The sequence below is a fragment of the Bradyrhizobium sp. Bra64 genome, from assembly GCF_024519875.1.
Lineage (GTDB): Bacteria > Pseudomonadota > Alphaproteobacteria > Rhizobiales > Xanthobacteraceae > Bradyrhizobium > Bradyrhizobium japonicum_G.
The window spans coordinates 142,613-160,244 of sequence record NZ_JALJRD010000007.1 but is presented as its reverse complement, the minus strand read 5'-3'; the positions used below and the strand labels follow the sequence as shown (position 1 = coordinate 160,244).

The 17,632-nt window shown below is 65.6% G+C and carries 18 protein-coding genes and 1 pseudogene; 8 read left to right on the top strand and 11 right to left on the bottom strand.

Annotated features, from left to right (window positions below; genetic code table 11):
• Window positions 1-15: 15 nt before the first annotated feature.
• The 3 genes and pseudogenes from NR187_RS21425 to NR187_RS21415 all read left to right on the top strand — a co-directional run.
• Window positions 16-924, top strand: a pseudogene (locus tag NR187_RS21425) (YifB family Mg chelatase-like AAA ATPase); the annotation flags it as partial.
• 98 nt (window positions 925-1,022) lie between these two features.
• On the top strand, window positions 1,023-1,496 hold the full coding sequence (locus NR187_RS21420; protein ID WP_211383785.1) for a hypothetical protein: 474 nt from the start codon (window positions 1,023-1,025) through the stop codon (window positions 1,494-1,496).
• Window positions 1,497-1,621: 125 nt separating this feature from the next.
• Complete coding sequence (locus tag NR187_RS21415) at window positions 1,622-3,847, top strand: ATP-binding protein (protein WP_256807485.1); 2,226 nt, start codon at window positions 1,622-1,624, stop codon at window positions 3,845-3,847.
• A 226-nt stretch (window positions 3,848-4,073) separates the two neighbouring features.
• Here NR187_RS21415 and coaA read toward each other — a convergent pair whose 3' ends face one another.
• The 7 genes from coaA to hisB all read right to left on the bottom strand — a co-directional run bounded on the left by coaA (window position 4,074) and on the right by hisB (window position 8,998).
• Window positions 4,074-5,030 (bottom strand): type I pantothenate kinase, encoded by a 957-nt coding sequence (gene coaA, locus NR187_RS21410; RefSeq protein WP_211383783.1) that lies wholly within the window; start codon window positions 5,028-5,030, stop codon window positions 4,074-4,076.
• Between the two features lie 20 nt (window positions 5,031-5,050).
• Window positions 5,051-5,377, bottom strand: a complete 327-nt coding sequence (locus tag NR187_RS21405; RefSeq protein ID WP_211383782.1) for a phosphoribosyl-ATP diphosphatase — start codon at window positions 5,375-5,377, stop codon at window positions 5,051-5,053.
• A gap of 94 nt (window positions 5,378-5,471) precedes the next feature.
• Window positions 5,472-6,248, bottom strand: coding sequence for an imidazole glycerol phosphate synthase subunit HisF (gene hisF, locus NR187_RS21400; RefSeq protein WP_256807484.1), 777 nt, complete (start codon window positions 6,246-6,248; stop codon window positions 5,472-5,474).
• A gap of 10 nt (window positions 6,249-6,258) precedes the next feature.
• Window positions 6,259-6,993 carry a 1-(5-phosphoribosyl)-5-[(5-phosphoribosylamino)methylideneamino]imidazole-4-carboxamide isomerase gene (hisA, locus tag NR187_RS21395; RefSeq protein ID WP_256807482.1) on the bottom strand — a complete coding sequence of 245 codons (735 nt, stop codon included), beginning with the start codon at window positions 6,991-6,993 and terminating at the stop codon, window positions 6,259-6,261.
• 166 nt (window positions 6,994-7,159) lie between these two features.
• Complete coding sequence (gene hisH / locus NR187_RS21390) at window positions 7,160-7,810, bottom strand: imidazole glycerol phosphate synthase subunit HisH (RefSeq protein ID WP_211383780.1); 651 nt, start codon at window positions 7,808-7,810, stop codon at window positions 7,160-7,162.
• Entirely contained in the window at window positions 7,807-8,337 is a 531-nt protein-coding gene (locus tag NR187_RS21385) for a DUF2628 domain-containing protein (protein ID WP_256807480.1), read from the bottom strand. The genes hisH and NR187_RS21385 overlap by 4 nt, the downstream gene beginning before the upstream one ends.
• Before the next feature lie 67 nt (window positions 8,338-8,404).
• Complete coding sequence (hisB, locus tag NR187_RS21380) at window positions 8,405-8,998, bottom strand: imidazoleglycerol-phosphate dehydratase HisB (protein WP_028150158.1); 594 nt, start codon at window positions 8,996-8,998, stop codon at window positions 8,405-8,407.
• Window positions 8,999-9,187: 189 nt separating this feature from the next.
• On the opposite strand from hisB, the gene hslV reads away from it, so the two are divergent.
• The 4 genes from hslV to NR187_RS21360 all read left to right on the top strand — a co-directional run bounded on the left by hslV (window position 9,188) and on the right by NR187_RS21360 (window position 13,080).
• Window positions 9,188-9,748, top strand: a complete 561-nt coding sequence (gene hslV, locus NR187_RS21375; RefSeq protein ID WP_211383778.1) for an ATP-dependent protease subunit HslV — start codon at window positions 9,188-9,190, stop codon at window positions 9,746-9,748.
• A 200-nt stretch (window positions 9,749-9,948) separates the two neighbouring features.
• On the top strand, window positions 9,949-10,572 hold the full coding sequence (locus NR187_RS21370; RefSeq protein ID WP_211383777.1) for a DUF2585 domain-containing protein: 624 nt from the start codon (window positions 9,949-9,951) through the stop codon (window positions 10,570-10,572).
• Between the two features lie 50 nt (window positions 10,573-10,622).
• Window positions 10,623-11,927, top strand: coding sequence for an ATP-dependent protease ATPase subunit HslU (hslU, locus tag NR187_RS21365; RefSeq protein WP_211383776.1), 1,305 nt, complete (start codon window positions 10,623-10,625; stop codon window positions 11,925-11,927).
• Between the two features lie 28 nt (window positions 11,928-11,955).
• Window positions 11,956-13,080 carry a hypothetical protein gene (locus NR187_RS21360; protein ID WP_211383775.1) on the top strand — a complete coding sequence of 375 codons (1,125 nt, stop codon included), beginning with the start codon at window positions 11,956-11,958 and terminating at the stop codon, window positions 13,078-13,080.
• A gap of 64 nt (window positions 13,081-13,144) precedes the next feature.
• On the opposite strand, the gene NR187_RS21355 is transcribed toward NR187_RS21360, so the two are convergent.
• Genes NR187_RS21355 through NR187_RS21345 form a run of 3 tightly spaced genes read right to left on the bottom strand, consistent with a single transcriptional unit; the run spans window position 13,145 to window position 15,994 of the window.
• Entirely contained in the window at window positions 13,145-13,735 is a 591-nt protein-coding gene (locus NR187_RS21355) for a Smr/MutS family protein (RefSeq protein WP_211383774.1), read from the bottom strand.
• Window positions 13,732-15,321, bottom strand: a complete 1,590-nt coding sequence (locus NR187_RS21350) for a murein transglycosylase A (RefSeq protein WP_256807478.1) — start codon at window positions 15,319-15,321, stop codon at window positions 13,732-13,734. Before NR187_RS21350 ends, NR187_RS21355 begins: the two co-directional genes overlap by 4 nt.
• Window positions 15,299-15,994 carry a Tim44/TimA family putative adaptor protein gene (locus NR187_RS21345; RefSeq protein WP_211383772.1) on the bottom strand — a complete coding sequence of 232 codons (696 nt, stop codon included), beginning with the start codon at window positions 15,992-15,994 and terminating at the stop codon, window positions 15,299-15,301. The genes NR187_RS21350 and NR187_RS21345 overlap by 23 nt, the downstream gene beginning before the upstream one ends.
• Window positions 15,995-16,412: 418 nt before the next feature.
• Between NR187_RS21345 and secB the strand changes: the two genes are divergently transcribed.
• The gene (gene secB / locus NR187_RS21340) at window positions 16,413-16,895 is read left to right on the top strand and encodes a protein-export chaperone SecB (protein ID WP_256807476.1); all 483 of its coding nucleotides are present in this window, start codon (window positions 16,413-16,415) and stop codon (window positions 16,893-16,895) included.
• Here secB and dnaQ read toward each other — a convergent pair.
• The gene (gene dnaQ / locus NR187_RS21335; RefSeq protein WP_211383770.1) at window positions 16,886-17,608 is read right to left on the bottom strand and encodes a DNA polymerase III subunit epsilon; all 723 of its coding nucleotides are present in this window, start codon (window positions 17,606-17,608) and stop codon (window positions 16,886-16,888) included. The genes secB and dnaQ overlap by 10 nt on opposite strands.
• Window positions 17,609-17,632: the final 24 nt, after the last annotated feature.

Below are 17,632 nucleotides of genomic sequence, written 5' to 3'. Positions count from 1 at the left end.
AGTAATTTAATTGTCCACCATATCCTGATGATCGGCGCGCCCGGCGCCGGCAAATCGATGCTGGCGGCGCGGCTGCCCTCGATCCTGCCGCCGCTGTCGCCGGGCGAGCTGCTCGAGGTCTCGATGATCGCCTCCGTTGCCGGCGAGATCGAAGGCGGCGCGCTGACGGCACGGCGTCCGTTCCGCTCGCCGCATCATTCCGCCAGCATGGCCGCGCTCACCGGCGGCGGCATGCGCGCAAGGCCCGGCGAGATCTCGCTCGCGCATCAGGGCGTGCTGTTCCTCGACGAGCTGCCCGAGTTCGACCCGCGCGTGCTGGATTCGCTGCGCCAGCCGCTGGAGAACGGCGAGGTCTCGGTGTCGCGCGCCAATCACCGCGTCACCTACCCTGCCCGCTTCATGCTCGTCGCCGCGATGAATCCCTGCCGCTGCGGCAATGCGTTCGAACCCGGCTATGCCTGCAAGCGCGGCCGCATCGACCGCTGCACCGGCGAGTACCAGGCGCGCATCTCGGGGCCGCTGATGGATCGCATCGACCTGCGCATCGAGGTTCCCGCGGTCACCGCAGCCGATCTGATCCTGCCGCCGCCGGCCGAAGGCTCGGCCGAAGTCGCCGCGCGCGTCGCGGCGGCGCGCGACATCCAGATCGCGCGTTATGCGGATGCGGGCCTGCCGCGTGTTCGCACCAATGCGGAAGCACCGGCCTCCGTGCTGGAACAGATCGCCAAGCCGGACGCACAGGGCCAGAAGCTGCTGCGCGATGCCGCCGAGACCATGCGGCTGTCGGCGCGCGGCTATCACCGCGTGCTGCGGGTGGCGCGCACGCTCGCCGACCTCGACGGCAGCGAGAAGATCGGCCGGCTGCATCTGGCCGAGGCGCTGTCCTACCGCGCACTCGCGGAGGATGTGCGCCAGATGGCCTGAAGGCCGCGCGCGTCAACCCGGCGGTAACGAGTTTCCTTTACGCTCTGCAAACCATAAGGCCCATCAGTTCCCGTACAGGGCCCGGCGAGTAGCGTGTCATGTTGCGTTTCAAGGTCCTGGCCTCGGTCATTCCCCTGTTGGCGGCCGTAGTGTTCGCACGCAGTGAGACCGGATCGGTCTCGCATCCCTGCATCGCCCTGGGCGAAACTTCGGTCGAGCTGACGTCGCTGTTCTGGACCGCCGGCATGCATGTCGCCTTCACCGAAGACCCCGCGCGGGCCACGGTGCGGGTCCAGATCACCGACGATGCGGACGCGGCGGACTTCGCCGTCGTCGACGACGGGCCCGGTTCGGAATCGGAGTCCTGCCAGGCCAATCCTTCGACCCGCCTCATCTCGATTGCCGCGCAGCCCGTCGACGGCGGCCAGGTGATCTATCTCTCCACCGAGGGACCGGCGGATTACCGCATCTATGTGCGCTCGAAGACGTTCTCGCAGCGCGAGGCCGCGGCCCTGATCGTCGGTGCTCGCGGCGGCCACCGCCCTCTCCCGCTGCAGGCCGCCTCGCTCTGACGCATTAACACCTCGTCAACCCTGTTTGGAGGCAGCGGCGAAGCCTCAAACTGTTCGCAAGGTCGAGGCGACATCGTCGCGGGCGGCGGTGGCGGAATTTCGCAAAAGAGTCGGGGTCGGTGGCGATGGGTCGGACGTTCCGGATCAAGGTGCGCATGCGCCGCTTCAGGCGGCAGCATCCCCGCATAGCCTTCGCGATTCGCTCCTTCATGATCTTCTCGGCGACGTTCGGCGGCGCCTATGGTTTCGTCTCCGGCAGCCGGTCCGAGAATTCCGGCTATGATCCCAACACCTTTGCGATCGGCGCGAGCTTCCTGTTCGCGCTCGCCTGCCTCGGCCTTGCCACGCTCAGCATGCGGCTGCGCTTCGTCAACAAGCGGATGCGCTCGCTCGCCGCTCACAACGAGGCGCTGATCGACCGCAATTGGGAACTGAAGGAAGCCGAAGAGCGCGCGCGCAGCCTGTTCGAGCAGCAGGGCGATTTGATCGTGCTGCGCGATCGTCAGGGCCGCATCACCTTTGCCAACGACGCCTATTGCGCACTCGCGGGGCAGGCGCGCGGCGCGCTGGTCGGCACGCGCTTCGACTTCGACGTGCTGGAGCAGGGCGACAGCGCCCGCGAGAGCAACGGCACGCGTATTCACGACCAGAAGATCACAACCCCGCTCGGCGCGCGCTGGATCGCCTGGCGCGAAGGCTATGTCCGGCTCGACGCCGGCCAGCCCGCCGAATTGCAGAGCGTCGGACGCGACGTCACCGACCGCACCGAGACCGAGCGCGCGCTGTCCGACGCGCGCGACCAGGCCGACGCCGCCAACCGCGCCAAATCGCGCTTCCTGGCGATGGCGTCGCACGAGATCCGCACCCCGCTCAACGGCATCATCGGCATGGGCGGGCTCCTGCTCGACACCACGCTGACGCCGGAGCAGGCGACCTACGCCAGGGCCGTGAAGACCTCCGGCGAAGCGCTGATGGCGCTGATCGAGGAGTTGCTCGACTATTCCAAGATCGAAGCCGGCAAGCTCGATCTCGAGCAGCGTCCCTTCGCGCTCTCCGCCCTGATCGAGGAAATCACTGAGCTGCTCGCGCCCCGCGCACAGGCCAAGAAGCTGGAGATCGCCGCCTATGTCGACGAGCGCCTGCCGCTCGAGGTGGTCGGCGATGCCGCGCGGCTGCGCCAGGTGCTGCTCAACCTCGCCGGCAATGCCATCAAGTTCACCGCGAGCGGCGGCGTCGCGCTGATCGTCGAACCCGGTATCTGGCCGAACGAGATCTGCTTTCTGGTGCGCGACACCGGCATCGGCATTGCGCCGGAGGCGCAGTCGCGCATCTTCCGCGAATTCGAACAGGCCGACGAGCGCGTCGCGCGCACCTATGGCGGCACGGGGCTCGGGCTTGCCATCAGCGAGCGGATCGTCAAGCGCATGGGCGGTCGCATCACGCTCACGAGCGAGCCGGGCAAGGGCGCGACCTTCGAGGTCGCGGTGCCGCTGGCGTCATCGCAGATCGGCGCGGAACAGACGGCGTTCCCCAGTCCCGACCTCACGGGCAAGTCGATCCTGCTGATTGCCGACGGCATCGAGGCCTCGCTGATCGCGCGGCGGCTGGAGCGCTGGGGTGGCCAGACCTGCATGGTGGCGGACGCAGCGGTGGCCGAAGCGCTGCTGCCGGAGCGCTCGTGGCATTCGGTGCTGATCGACCGTGCGCTCGGCGCTGCCATCGCCGACCGCCTCGGCGAGGCCGCCCGGGCGCATGCGATGCAACGCCTCGTGCTGCTGACGTCGGGCTCGCGTCACGAGAAAATTTCGCCGGCCTTCACCGGCTTCCTGGTGAAGCCGCTGCGCGCGGCCTCGCTGGCCGCACGCCTCGCGCTGACGCCGGAGGTCGCCTCGCCCGATCTGGCGCCGGAGCCACCGGCCCAATCCACCGGCGCGGCACCGGCGAAGGGCTTTTCGGTCCTCGTCGCCGAGGACAACGAGATCAACGCGCTGTTGATGCGCTCGCTGCTGACGAAACTCGGCCACCGCGTCGTCATCGCGGTCCATGGCGAGGACGCGCTGGAATCCTGGCTTGCGGCATCATCGGCCGGCACGCCCTATGATCTGGTCCTGATGGACATCCAGATGCCGCAGCTCGACGGCATCGAGGCGACAAAACGCATCCGCACGCATGAGGCAGCCAAGGGTGGCCCCCACACGCCGATCCTGGCGCTCACCGCCAATACGCTGGTGGAGGATCGCTACGCCTGCTTCGAGGCGGGCATGAACGGATTCCTGATCAAGCCGCTCGATCGCGAGAAGCTGGAGGAGGCGCTGGCCGGGCTGGCGGCGTCGCGGCAGATCGCGGTGTAGAAAGGCTGTCCGCCGTCATTGCGGGGAGCCCTTGCGACGAAGCAAGCCAGACTGCCACCACGGAAAGATTCTGCATTGCCTCGCTGCGCTCGCAGTGACGATGTGGTGGCAGGCGCGAATCTCGTACGGTCGGCAAAGCGTGGCGTGCGCACCATTCACGTTCGACAATGCGGATGGATGGTGGGCACGGCGCTTCGCGCCTTTGCCCACCCTGCGACACCGAGCTCTACAGTCGTCGCAGCGCCACGCTCGCCACCGTGTGATCCGCGCCCTTCTTCAGGATCAGTGTCGCGCGGGGGCGGGTCGGCAGGATGTTGTCCTCGAGATTGGCGAGGTTGGTGCGCTCCCAGATCGCGATCGCGGTGGCGGTGGCTTCCTCGTCGGACAACAGCGCATAGCGGTTGAAGTAGGATTTTGGATTGGTGAACGCGGTGTCGCGCAGCGACAGGAAACGCCTGATGTACCACTGCCGCAGCGCGGCCTCTTCGGCGTCGATATAGACCGAGAAATCGAAGAAGTCGGAGACCACGGGCACGGCCTTGCCGTCACGCGGCAGCTTGCCGGTCTGCAGCACGTTGACGCCCTCGACGATCAGGATGTCGGGCTGGTCGATCTCGGCCCACTGGTTCGGTACGATGTCGTAGGTCAGATGCGAATAGACCGGCGCCCGCACGTGGCGGCGGCCGGCCTTGATGTCGGAGAGGAAGCTGAGCAGCAGCGGCAGGTCGTAGCTCTCGGGAAAACCCTTCTTCTGCATGATGCCCTGCCGTTCGAGCACGGCATTGGGATACAGGAAGCCGTCGGTGGTGATCAGCTCGACCTTGGGACGCGGCGACCAGCGCGCCAGCAATGCCTGGAGCACGCGTGCCGTGGTGGATTTTCCGACCGCGACCGACCCGGCAACGCCGATGATGTAGGGCATCTTGCGGTCGCGGATGTTGAGGAACTGGCGCTCCGCGTAATACAGGCGCTGCATCGCATCGACATAGATCGACAACAGGCGCGACAGCGGCAGGTAGATGTCCTCGACCTCCTGCAGGTCGAGGCGATCGTGCAGCGAGCGCAGCCGGTCGAACTCGCCGGGCTCCAGCGTCATCGGCGTGTCGTCGCGCAGTCGCGACCACTGCTCGCGCGTGTAGACACGGTACGGATTATACTGCTGCTCGGGTGCGCGGATATCCATGACGCGACTCTCCACCTCGGCTAGTTGCCGCCCTTGCGCGACGCCTTTTCTTCCAACCCAGACATATTGGTCCGCTTGTCCAGTGCGGCCTCGACCTCCTCCAGCTTTACGCCGCGGGCCTTGAGCAACACAAGGAAATGGTACAGCAGGTCGGCGCCTTCAGCGATCAGATGATCGCGATCGTTTTCGACTGCTGCGATGACGGTTTCGACTGCTTCCTCACCGAACTTCTTGGCGCAATGTTCGGCGCCCTTGTCCAGGAGCTTGCGGGTGTACGAGGCCTCGCCGCCGGCCGCCGCCCGGGCGTCGATGGTCTGGGCCAGATCGTGGATCGTGAAACGCGGCATTCAGAATACTCGGAAAACGCGGCCTGACTGATGACCTTGGCGGGTGACAGCCGGTCCCCACCGGCTGATCTAGCATTTTTATCGACGGGAGTCGTCAGGCATCGAGGCGCATGGGCAGCCCGCGCCGGGACATGTGCTCCTTGGCTTCGCGAATGGTGAATTCCCCGAAGTGGAAGATGGAGGCGGCCAGCACCGCGGTGGCGTGGCCGTCGCGGATACCGTCGACCAGGTGATCGAGATTGCCGACGCCGCCCGAGGCGATCACCGGAACGGGAACGCTGTCGGCGATCGCTCGGGTCAGCGGGAGGTCGAACCCCTGCCTGGTACCGTCGCGGTCCATCGAGGTGAGCAGGATCTCGCCCGCGCCGAGCGAGACCACTTCCTGGGCGTATTCGATGGCGTCGATCCCGGTCGAGTTGCGGCCACCATGGGTAAAGATCTCCCAGCGCTCTCCGCCACCGGCGCGCTTGACCCGCTTGGCGTCGATCGCGACCACCACGCACTGCTCGCCGAATTTTTCTGCGGCTTCCTTGACGAACTCGCGACGCGACACCGCGGCGCTGTTGATCGAGACCTTGTCGGCGCCCGCACGCAGCAGCGTCTTGATGTCGTTGACCTCACGCACGCCGCCGCCGACGGTGACGGGCATGAAGCAGGCCTCGGCCGTGCGCCGGACCACGTCCAGCATGATGCCGCGGTTCTCATGGGTCGCGGTGATGTCGAGGAAGGTGAGCTCGTCGGCGCCGGCGGCGTCATAGGCGATCGCCGCTTCGACGGGATCGCCGGCATCGCGCAAATCGACGAAGTTGACGCCCTTGACGACCCGGCCGTCCTTGACGTCGAGGCAGGGGATCACGCGCACCTTGAACATCGGATGTCTCCTAGCCGCGCGCGTTGCGGATCAGGGTGAGGGCAGAAGCTGGATCGAGCCGGCCGTCATAGAGCGCGCGGCCAGCGATCGCGCCGGCGAGCTTCTTGGCGCGCGGCGTCAGCATCGCCTTGACGTCCTCGATCGAGGCGAGGCCACCCGAAGCAATCACCGGGATCGAGATGGCGTTGGCCAGCGCGATCGTCGCATCGAGATTCAGGCCCTTGAGCAGGCCGTCGCGCGCGATGTCGGTGAAGATGATGGCGGCAACGCCGGCATCCTCGAAACGCTGCGCGATCTCCAGCACCGTCACCTGCGAGGTCTCGGCCCAGCCTTCGACCGCGACCTTGCCGTCGCGCGCATCGAGCCCGACCGCGACGCGGCCGGGAAACTCTTTCGCGGCAGCCTTCACCAGTTCAGGGTCGCGCACCGCGGCGGTGCCGATGATGACGCGGGTGATGCCCTTTGCGAGCCAGGCTTCCACGGTCTTGAGATCGCGAATGCCGCCGCCGAGCTGCACGGGGATGCTGATCGTCTTCAGCATCGCCTCGACGGCCTGCGCATTCACCGGCTTGCCGGCAAAGGCGCCGTCGAGGTCGACGACGTGGAGATACTCAAAACCCTGCTCGGCAAAGCTCTGCGCCTGCGCCGCGGGATTGAGGTTGAACACGGTCGCGCGCGCCATGTCGCCTTGCTCGAGGCGCACGCACTGGCCATTCTTGAGGTCGATCGCGGGAAAAAGAATCATCTGTCGGCAGCGTCCTTTCCGCGCAGACGGTCTGCTCCCTCCCCCCCTGCGGGGGAGGGTTGGGGAGAGGGGTAGCCACAGGCATGGCCGTTGGGGCTTACCCCCCTCCCGAACGCTGCGCGTTCGACCTCCCCCGCAAGGGGGGAGGTAACAAGAGCAGCTCGCATCACGGTTTCCATCGCAAGAAGTTCGAGATCAGGGCCAGGCCAAAGCGCTGGCTCTTCTCGGGGTGAAACTGCGTGCCGATGGCGGTGTCCTTCGCGACGATCGCGGTAACAGGCCCGCCGTAATCGGCGCGCGCGAGAACGTCCGCCTCGTTGGCGGCGTTGAGGTGGTAGGAGTGCACGAAATAGGCGTGCTGGCCTTTCGGGCCGAGCGACAGCCTCTCCAGCACCGGATGCTCGCGCAGCACGTCGAGCGTGTTCCAGCCCATGTGCGGGATCTTCAGGCTCTCGTCGCGCGGCGTGATCTTCTCGACGTCGCCGCCGATCCAGTTCAGGCCGTCGGTCGTGACATGCTCCTTGCCGCGGCTCGCCATCAGCTGCATGCCGACGCAGATGCCGAAGAACGGCCGCGCCTTGACGCGCACCGCTTCGGTGATCGCCTCGACCATGCCGTTGACGGCGTCGAGCCCGCGGCGGCAATCGGCGAAGGCGCCGACGCCCGGCAGCACCAGACGGTCGGCGGAATAGGCCTGGTCCGGATCGCTGGTGACGAAGACCTTTTGCGGATTCTCCATGCTACGCGCGGCGCGCTCGAACGCTTTCGCGGCGGAATGCAGATTGCCGGAACCGTAATCGATGATGGCGACGCTCATCTTGACCCTCCCGGTTCTGGAAACAATCCAATGATGCCGCCGGCCGGCAGCGGCGGCGGGTTCGAGAATTGCCGACCCGGCGTGTTGCGGGTCGGCGGCGGTCCGCCACGATCGACGGCCCATTGATCGTTGACGATGCCGTGCTGCTTCTGGCTCCAGCGCTCGAAGAAGCGGCGCTCGGCTGTGTCTTCGTCATCCCCGACGACGACATCGAGCTGGCTCCAGCTGCCGCGTGACAGGGTCCAGCGGCGCAGGCTCGACGCTTCAAACCCCATCAGCAGCGCGACGATGATGTCGGCGACGAAGATCGACAAACGGCCGAGGCCGAGGGTGGACAGCCCGGCGTTGAACGCGGCGACGAAGATCACCCAGCCGATCAGCGCCAGCCACAGCCGATTCCACAGCAGCCAGACCGGGCCGAAGATCATCGCCCAGAAATGGAAGCCGTCGCGCACGAAGACGAATTTGTCGGTCGCGCGCAGGTCGGCTCCGGCAGGGGAGGGAGCATGAACTGTGTAGACAGGCATGGTGATGCCCCGTTCTCAAGAATTCAGTGATACCGCAAGCGGCGCGTTTCGCCGCCGAGCGGAGATGTCAGCCGCCGAGCGAGCCCTTGGTGGACGGGATCTCGCCCACAGCCTTCGGATCGATCGCGACGGCGGTGCGCAGCGCCCGCGCCAGACCCTTGAAGCAGGATTCGGCGATATGGTGGCTGTTATCGCCATATAGGGTCTCGACGTGAAGAGTCACGCCGGCGTTCATGGCGAAGGCCTGGAACCACTCGCGCACCAGCTCGGTGTCGAACTCACCGATCTTGTCGCGGGGGAAGTCGGCCTTGAACACCAGAAACGGGCGGCCCGAGATGTCGATGACCACGCGCGACAGCGTCTCGTCCATGGGCATGTGCACGCCGGCATAGCGGGTGATGCCCGCCATGTTGCCGAGCGCCTGCTTGACCGCCTGGCCGAGCGCGATGCCGGTGTCCTCGGTGGTATGGTGATGATCAATGTGCAGGTCGCCCACCGCCTTGACCGTGAGGTCGATGCGGGAATGGCGGGCGAGGAGATCGAGCATATGGTCGAAAAAGCCGATGCCGGTCGCGATGTTGGACACGCCGGTGCCATCGAGGTTTACGGTCACCTCGATATCGGTTTCCTTGGTCTTGCGCTTGATCGTCGCGGTGCGCATTGAAAGCTTTCGCTATGGTTTTGGGCCGAAAACGCCGGTCTTTTAACAGCCAAATGACGCCTTCGCTACTGCGGGAACGCCCCGGCAGGGCAGCACTTCCGCCTATGGTGAGCGAAATCTAGGGCCGGAACGGCCCGTTGTGCCCCCGCTCCCGACCCCCTAAATCAGGCCGGACAACGAGGATCATTCATGCAGGACTCCCCAAACAGCTCGCCGGGCTGGCACGGCACCACGATTTTGACGGTCCGCAAGGGCGGCAAGGTCGTGGTCGGCGGCGACGGCCAAGTCTCGATCGGCCAGACCGTGATCAAGCACAACGCCAAGAAGGTCCGGAAACTCGGCAAGGGCGACGTCATCGGCGGCTTTGCCGGCGCCACGGCCGACGCCTTCACGCTCTTTGAGCGGTTGGAATCCAAGCTCGAGCAATATCCCGGGCAATTGACCCGGGCCGCGGTCGAGCTCGCCAAGGACTGGCGCACCGACCGCTATTTGCGGCGGCTGGAGGCCATGATGATCGTGGCCGACAAGGACGTCTCCTTGGTGCTCACAGGCACCGGCGACGTGCTGGAGCCCGAGGCCGGGGTGATGGCGATCGGCTCCGGCGGCAATTACGCCCTGGCCGCCGCTCGCGCCCTGCTCGACACCGACAAGGACGCCGAGACCATCGTCCGCCGCTCCCTCGACATCGCCGCGGATATTTGCGTGTACACCAACCGCAACGTCACCATCGAAGCCCTGGCGGCGGGCTAGAACTGTGACTGAACAGCGGAGCCCGGGATGCGGTGTAACCTCTCCCGCTTGCGGGAGAGGTCGGCGCGAAGCGCCCGGTGAGGGTTTTCTCCTCCGGGGGAATCCCTCTGCGGAGACAGCCCTCTCCCGCAAGCGGGAGAGGGAGCGCAGCATCGCTCTGGTTGCGCATGACGGCCTCTCACTGCAATGATACGCGCCCAATGACCATTGCCGATGGCGCCAAGCAAAGCATACGCACGACGATCCCCCCAACCTACTGGGTCGGTATCGCGCTGTTGCTGCTGGCGCTGCAGGCCTCGATCCTGCTTGCGATGGGCCGGGTGCCGATCTGCACCTGCGGCTACGTCAAGCTGTGGCATGGCGTGGTCAACAGCTCGGAGAATTCGCAGCACATCGCCGACTGGTACAGCTTTTCGCACGTCCTCCACGGCTTCCTGTTCTACGGCCTGACCTGGCTGCTGTTCGCGCGGCTGCCTTTCCTGCCTCTGTCCTGGCCGGCGCGGCTGATCATCGCGATGCTGATCGAGGGTGCCTGGGAGATCGTCGAGAACTCGCCGTTCATCATCGAACGCTACCGCGCCGGCACGATCTCGCTGGATTATTTCGGCGACAGCGTCGTCAATTCGATCTCCGATACGCTGTCCATGATGCTGGGCTTCCTCGCCGCGCGCCTGCTGCCTGTACCGGTGACCGTCCTGCTCGGGCTCGCGTTCGAAATCATGCTGGCGCTGCACATTCGCGACAATCTGACGCTCAACGTCCTGATGCTGATCCATCCGGTCGAGGCCGTGAAACAATGGCAATCCGGACCGCCGATCATCTGACGCAAAAATGCGGCTTGTCCCGGCCCGCATCTGATCCTAGCTAAGGTCCCATGACAGACTTCTCTCCCCGCGAAATCGTTTCCGAACTCGACCGTTTCATCGTCGGCCAGGCCGATGCCAAGCGCGCCGTCTCGATCGCGCTGCGCAACCGCTGGCGGCGGCAGCAGCTCGAAGGTTCCTTGCGCGAGGAGGTGCTGCCGAAGAACATCCTGATGATCGGCCCCACCGGCGTCGGCAAGACCGAGATCGCGCGCCGGCTCGCCAAGCTCGCGAATGCGCCGTTCCTGAAGGTGGAGGCGACGAAATTCACCGAGGTCGGCTATGTCGGCCGCGACGTCGAGCAGATCGTGCGCGATCTCGTCGAGGTCGCGATCGCCCAGGTGCGCGAGCGCAAGCGCAAGGACGTGCAGGCGCGCGCGCAGCTCGCCGCCGAGGAACGCGTGCTCGATGCCCTCGTCGGCGCCAATGCCAGCGCCGCAACCCGCGAATCCTTCCGCAAGAAGCTGCGTGCGGGCGAGCTCAACGACAAGGAAATCGAGATCGAGACGCAAGGCGGCGGCAGCGGCATGCCGATGTTCGAGATCCCCGGCATGCCCGGCGCGCAGATGGGTGCGATCTCGATCGGCGACATCTTCGGCAAGCTCGGCGGCCGCAGCAAGACCCGGCGGCTGACGGTGGACAGCTCGCACGAGATCCTCGTCAACGAGGAATCCGACAAGCTGCTGGACACCGAGCAGCTGACGCTGGAAGCGATTGGCGCGGTCGAGAACAACGGCATCGTGTTCCTGGACGAGATCGACAAGATCTGTGCGCGCGACGGCAGGGTCGGCGGCGACGTCTCGCGCGAGGGCGTGCAGCGCGACCTGCTGCCGCTGATCGAGGGCACCACGGTCTCGACCAAGCACGGCGCGGTGAAGACCGACCACATCCTGTTCATCGCATCCGGCGCCTTCCACGTCGCCAAGCCGTCCGACCTGCTGCCGGAATTACAGGGCCGCCTGCCGATCCGCGTCGAATTGCAGGCGCTGACCCGCGACGACATGCGCCGCATCCTGACCGAGCCCGAGGCCTCGCTGATCAAGCAATATATCGCCTTGATGCAGACCGAGGGCGTCACGCTCGACATCACCGATAGCGCGATCGACGCGCTGGCGGACGTCGCGGTCGCCGTGAATTCGACCGTCGAGAACATCGGCGCGCGGCGGCTGCAGACGGTGATGGAGCGGGTGCTGGACGAGATTTCCTTCACCGCCCCCGACCGCAGCGGCGAGACCGTCAAGGTCGATGCGGAGTTCGTGCAGAAGCACGTCGGCGACCTCGCCAAGAATACGGATTTGAGCCGGTTCATTTTGTAATTCCGGGCGACCGCGCTATGGATGCCGCGTGACCGCACGCATCCTGCAAAACCCCTGGCGCATCCTGCTCGCGATCAACGCGGCGGTGATTGCCGGCGTCTTCATCCACAAGATCCAGCTGCCGCCTTACGTCCCCTACATCCATCTCCTCGTCGACTATCATTTCGGCTTCATCAAGCGCGCGCTGATCGGGGCGATCGTCGCGCTGGTCACCGACAAGGTGCCGGTATGGCTGGTGTTCGCGCTCGGCGGCGCGACGTGGCTGGTAACGCTGGGGCTGTACGCAAAACTGTTCCAGCGGACGTTCGGCTTCACCGCCAGGACGCTGCCGCTGTTCGTCTTCATCGCGGGCTCGCCGTTCTTCCTGAAGAACTTCATGCACACGCTCGGCCATTTCGACATCTATGGCTGCGCGCTGGCAATCATGCTGCTGCTGGTGCCGGCGGGCTCGCTGCTGTTCGTCGCCCTGGCCGCGCTGTTCTCGATCGTCCTCGTGCTGATCCACCACATCCATCTGCTGATGTATGTGCCGACGATCGTCACGATCGTGGTGATCAGGCATTATCTGGCCTGCGGCTGCAGCCGCAGCAACGTTGCATTCGGCATCGCCGCCCTCGCCCTCGTTTCCGCACTGTTTTTCACGGCGCAGTTCTGGGGAACGATGCCGATCCCGGAGGCGGATTTCGTCGCGTATCTGAAGAGCCGGATGGCCGATCCGGCGCGCACCGATCTGCTGCAATTCGCCTACATCTGGTACCAGCCGCTGGCGAAGGAAATCTCAGACACCTGGGGCCGCCTGCCGCACAACATCCTCGGCGTGCCCGTGTTCGCGCTCCTGATCTGGCTGCACACGCCGCTGTGGCGTTATTTTGCGAACCTGATCGCCGCGCTCGCGAGCGAAATGCACCGCCGTCTCGTGGTCGCCGCACTGATCGGCATCAGCCTCGCCTATCTCGTGATGTTCGCGATGGTGTTCGACTATTCGCGCTGGATCTCGAACTGGGCGGTGTGCATGTTCCTGATCCTGCACGCCGTGAAAATGCTGCCGGCCGCGCGCGAGACGCCGCCGATGCCGGCGCAGGACCGGAAGACGAACATCTTCGGCCTGATCATCACACTGATCCCGCGCGTCGGAATCGTCCGGCCGTTTTAGAGCCGCATCGGAAGTGCGCTCCCTCTCCCGCAAGCGGGAGAGGTGAACCGCGCCCGCCTCTAGTCTAATACCGCGCCCGCCTGATCCGGACATAAAGCGCGCCTTCGCCGCCATGGCCGATACCTGCCTCCTCGAACCCGACGACGAAGGCGCGGAATTCCGGCAGGCTCAGCCATTCCGGCACATGGCGGCGCAGCACGCCGCTTTCGCCGCCGCTTCGTCCCTTGCCGGTGATGACGAGCACGAAGGTCAGGCCGTCATGGTGGGCGCGGTGCAGGAAGCCGGTCAGAGCCCGATGGGCGCGCATCTGGGTCATGCCATGCAGGTCGAGCCGCGCCTCGATCTCGCTGCGGCCGCGCGACAGCTTTGTGCGCTCGCGCTTGCCGAGCGGTGCCAGCGGCGGTATCGCGGGCTTCGCTGCGCGCGGCGCCGGGGCAGCGGCGATCGGACGTGGCGATGGCGCAGGCCGCGTGGCGGACGCAGCGGGTGAAGGCTCTGCGCGCGGCGGCGCATGCGCTTTCGCCCCCCGATGCTTCCTCAGCGGCTTGACCTGCTTTGCCACCGTGTCCCACAGCTCGCGCTCCTCCTCGCTCAGCGCGCGGCGGCGCGGCGAGGGACGAGGCTCCAGCACGGGCGGACGGGACGATCGCTTCATTGCTGTCGATGGGGGCGATTCTTGATCGGCCGCCGCGGCTCCTGAACGGGCTCAATCACGGGACGCGGCACTGGCAACGGGACTGGATTGGCGACGGCGACCGTCTCGCCTTTGCCTTGCGCCACGGCTGCGGCCGCAGCCGCAGGCTTGGCCTGATCCTTCGCAGTATCCTTGGCAATATCCTTGGCAAGATCGGTTTGCGGAAAAAGTTTTGCAATCTTCTCCGACGGCCGCGGGTCCGGCACCGGGAGCCGCGCGGCGCGTGCCGTCGGATCGAGGCCCTTCGGCACCAGCATCACGAAATGCATGGGATGGCGCAGCCGGCCCGAAACGCGGCCGGCATCCGCGCCGGCACCGAAATAGAGGTCGGCGCGCGCGGGGCCGATGATCGCCGAGCCGGTGTCCTGCGCGATCATCAGCCGGTGGAACGGCGTCTTCGACCGTTCTGAATCGATCGGCAACTCGCCCTCGATGAAGAACGGCGTGCCGTAGACGTGGAGCGATTTGTCGACCGCGATCGAACGGCCGGCCGTGAGCGGAATGCCTTGCGCGCCGACCGCCTCGTCCTTGTCGGACAGGTTGACCTCGCGGAAGAAGATGTAGGAGCGGTTCTGGCGCCGCAGCTCCTTGGCGCCGTCCGGGGTCTGCGCCATCCACTCCCTGATCTTCTGCATCGACATCTCTTCCTTCGGAATGATGCCGCGCTCGATCAGGATCCGGCCGACCGCCGTGTAGGGATAGCCGTTATAGGCGTCGTAGTTGAGCCGGACCATGCCGCCGTCCTCGAACTTGATCCGCGCCGAACCCTGGATCTGCGCGAACAGCAGATCGGTCGGGTCCTTCAGCCAGGCAATCTCCAGCCCACGGCCGGCGATCTTGCCGTCCTCGATCTCGGCGCGGTCGTAATAGGGCACGAGCTTGCGGCGGCCGATCTTGCGATAGACCGGGCCCTTGTTCGGCAGGCTGACCGAATCCTGCTTGTAGCCGCGCACGAACAGGTTCGAGGGCCGGCGATAGACCGGGACATTGTAGACATCGGTCTGCGTGCGCGATCCCTCCAGCACCGGCTCGTAATAGCCGGTGACGAAACCGTCGGGCTCGCCGAGCCGGGAGATGCGCAGCGGCGCAAAATTTTCCTCGAAGAACGTCTTGGCCCTGGCGTCGTCGGTGAGCTCGAGCGATTTGGCGGCGCGGCAAGGTTCTCTCAGCGAGGCGCCAAGTGCTTTGGATTCGCCCTTGATTTCGGCCTTGGGTTCGGCCGCGCCATTCTGCGCGTTGATCGAACGGCAGCTCGCGCGAAAGGTCTTGTAGGCGGCAAGATGATCGTCGTCGCTCCAGCCCTTCAAATCGGCCCAGGCCAGCGGCAGGTATTGCGCGCCGGGAATCTCGAACGGCAGGGGGAGCTGCGGATACGGCAACGCCCGCGGCGGCGCGGCAGGCAATGCCGGGAGATGATGGTGATGGCTGCGATAGTGCCGCCGCGCCGCTTCGGCGCCGAGCGAAAACGACGACAGCGCGACGACACCTGCGCAAAGCGCCGTCGCGCTGGTCTTCAGGAAAGCCTTAATTCGCGCTTCCGGTGCCAACCAGCTTCCAGTTCGGATCGCGAGAGGTGACGTCGCGGGCGAAAGTCCAGATGTCGGTAATGTCGGCGACCGTGTCGGCGCTGCCGTCGACGATGTTGCCGGCCTTGTCGCGGGTCGCCGAGATCATCTGCGAGACGAAGCGGATCGTGAGCTGGGCCATGCGGTCGCGCAGCTCGGCGCCGACGAGCTCGGCCTTGTCGATCGAGACGAAGCGCGTCTCGGTCTTCTGCTCGTTCTTCTCGCGTTCCTTGATCGCGGCATCGAAGCTTTCATAGACCTCCGACGACAGCAGGTCGCGCAGCGCGCGGCGGTCGCCATTGGCGAAGGCCAGCACGATCATCTCGTAGGCGCCGCGGGCGCCGGAGATGAAATGGCGCGGATCGAAGGTGGAATCCTTGTCGACGATGGCGTCGAGGCCCTGCGCCAGCGTGGTGCCCGGCTCGGTCAGGCCCTTCCAGCGGTCGGAGGGCGGGGTCGGCTCGGCCGTCGGCGCGAGCGGGGCCTGGTCGATGACCTTGCCCGGCATGGTCACGACGTTCTTGTCCTGGGCGCCCTGGAGTGCGTTGCGGTCGAACGGCGGCCGCTCGCTGCCCGTGCGCTGCCCCAGCACGCTGCGCAGCCTCAGAAAGATGAAGACCGCCAGCGCCAGGAAGATGATGGTGTAGATGTCCACGTCGTATTCGCTTTCTGGTCTTCTGTCGAAAGGGGCCGTCTCGAAGGGATCGTTGCCGGGAAAATCAATCCGGCCAGTAGACCGTTCCATACGGAAACGGCAAGTCTACATCACCATTTTAGGTCCGCGCGTCAGGTCCGTGGGATGTAGGCACGAAATCTCGCCCGGCCAATGGCGCCTTTTGGCACAGCCCGAGTGTAGCGCCTTTTATCCTTAAGGGGAAACCCGATCCTGCCCGGAAATAGCGCATCTTCAATCGTTTAAGGCGTAGTGTCGTGGATAGGGCAGGGTGGAACGTCACGGTTGTGGGCGGAGCCTCAATTCCCCGGCCGGGACCGTTCGTCCTTGTGGAATGAGGCGGCCCTATGTTAGCCAACCGCCGCGAAATTCAGCCCAAATCGGGTAAGGAGACACTCTTATGACCAACGGTAACGGCATCCCTCCCGAGGCGGCCCAGGCTCCCCAGCTCAACGTGCTGGCGCAATATACCAAGGACCTCTCGTTCGAAAACCCGAACGCACCCAGCTCGCTCCAGCAGCAGAGCCAGCCGCCCCAGATCAACATCCAGATCAATGTCAGCGCCAACAACCTCAGCGAACAGGAGTTCGAGGTGACGCTGTCGGTCGAGGGCAAGGCCGAGACCGCGGGCAAGATCATGTTCTCGTTCGAGCTCGCTTACGCCGGCGTGTTCCGTATCGCCAACGTGCCGAAGGAGAACCTGCATCCGCTGGTCATGATCGAATGCCCGCGCCTGCTGTTCCCGTTCGCCCGCGAGATCATCGCGACCGCCGTGCGCGACGGCGGGTTCCCGCCCCTGATGCTGGATCCGGTCGACTTCGTCGGTCTCTATCGCCAGAACATGGAGCGGCAAATGGCCGCTCAGCCGAGCGGTCAGGCCTGACCGGCCGTCGGGGCGGCTGGAGCGGGCAGGTACTCGTTCCAGATCGCCTTGTCGCCGAGCGTTGCGATGAAGGCCCGGTGGGCCTCGTGCTCGGCGTCCGAAATCCGTGGCGCAAGCGGCACCAGCCGCTGCCGCCGCGGCGTATCGCCAGCCGCATTGGCGCGGCTCTCTTCCGTTTCCGCAGCCAGCAGCAGCTGCGACTGCCGCGCTCCGACCAGATCGACATAGACTTCCGCGAGCAGCTCGGCGTCGAGCAGCGCACCGTGCTTGGTGCGGCGTGAATTGTCGATCGCATAGCGCGAGCAGAGGTCGTCGAGCCGGTTGGACACGCCGGGATGCTTGCGCCGCGCCAGCAGCAGCGTATCGACCAGCCGCTCCCGCGGGATCGCGGCGCGCTTGATCCGGTCGAGCTCGGCATTGATGAAGCTGATGTCGAACGAGGCGTTGTGGATCACCAACGGCGCATCGCCGATGAACTCGATGAACTCGTCGACGACCTCATGGAACAGCGGCTTCGTCGCCAGGAATTCGGCCGACAGCCCGTGCACCGCAAAGGCTTCCGCCGGCATGTCCCGTTCGGGATTGATGTAGACGTGGTAGCTCTGCCCCGTCGGCATGCGGTTGAACATCTCGACGCAGCCGATTTCGACCAGGCGATCGCCACGGATGGGATCGAGGCCGGTGGTTTCGGTGTCGAGGACGATTTCGCGCATGATCTTGAGAGGCCGTGTTGAGGG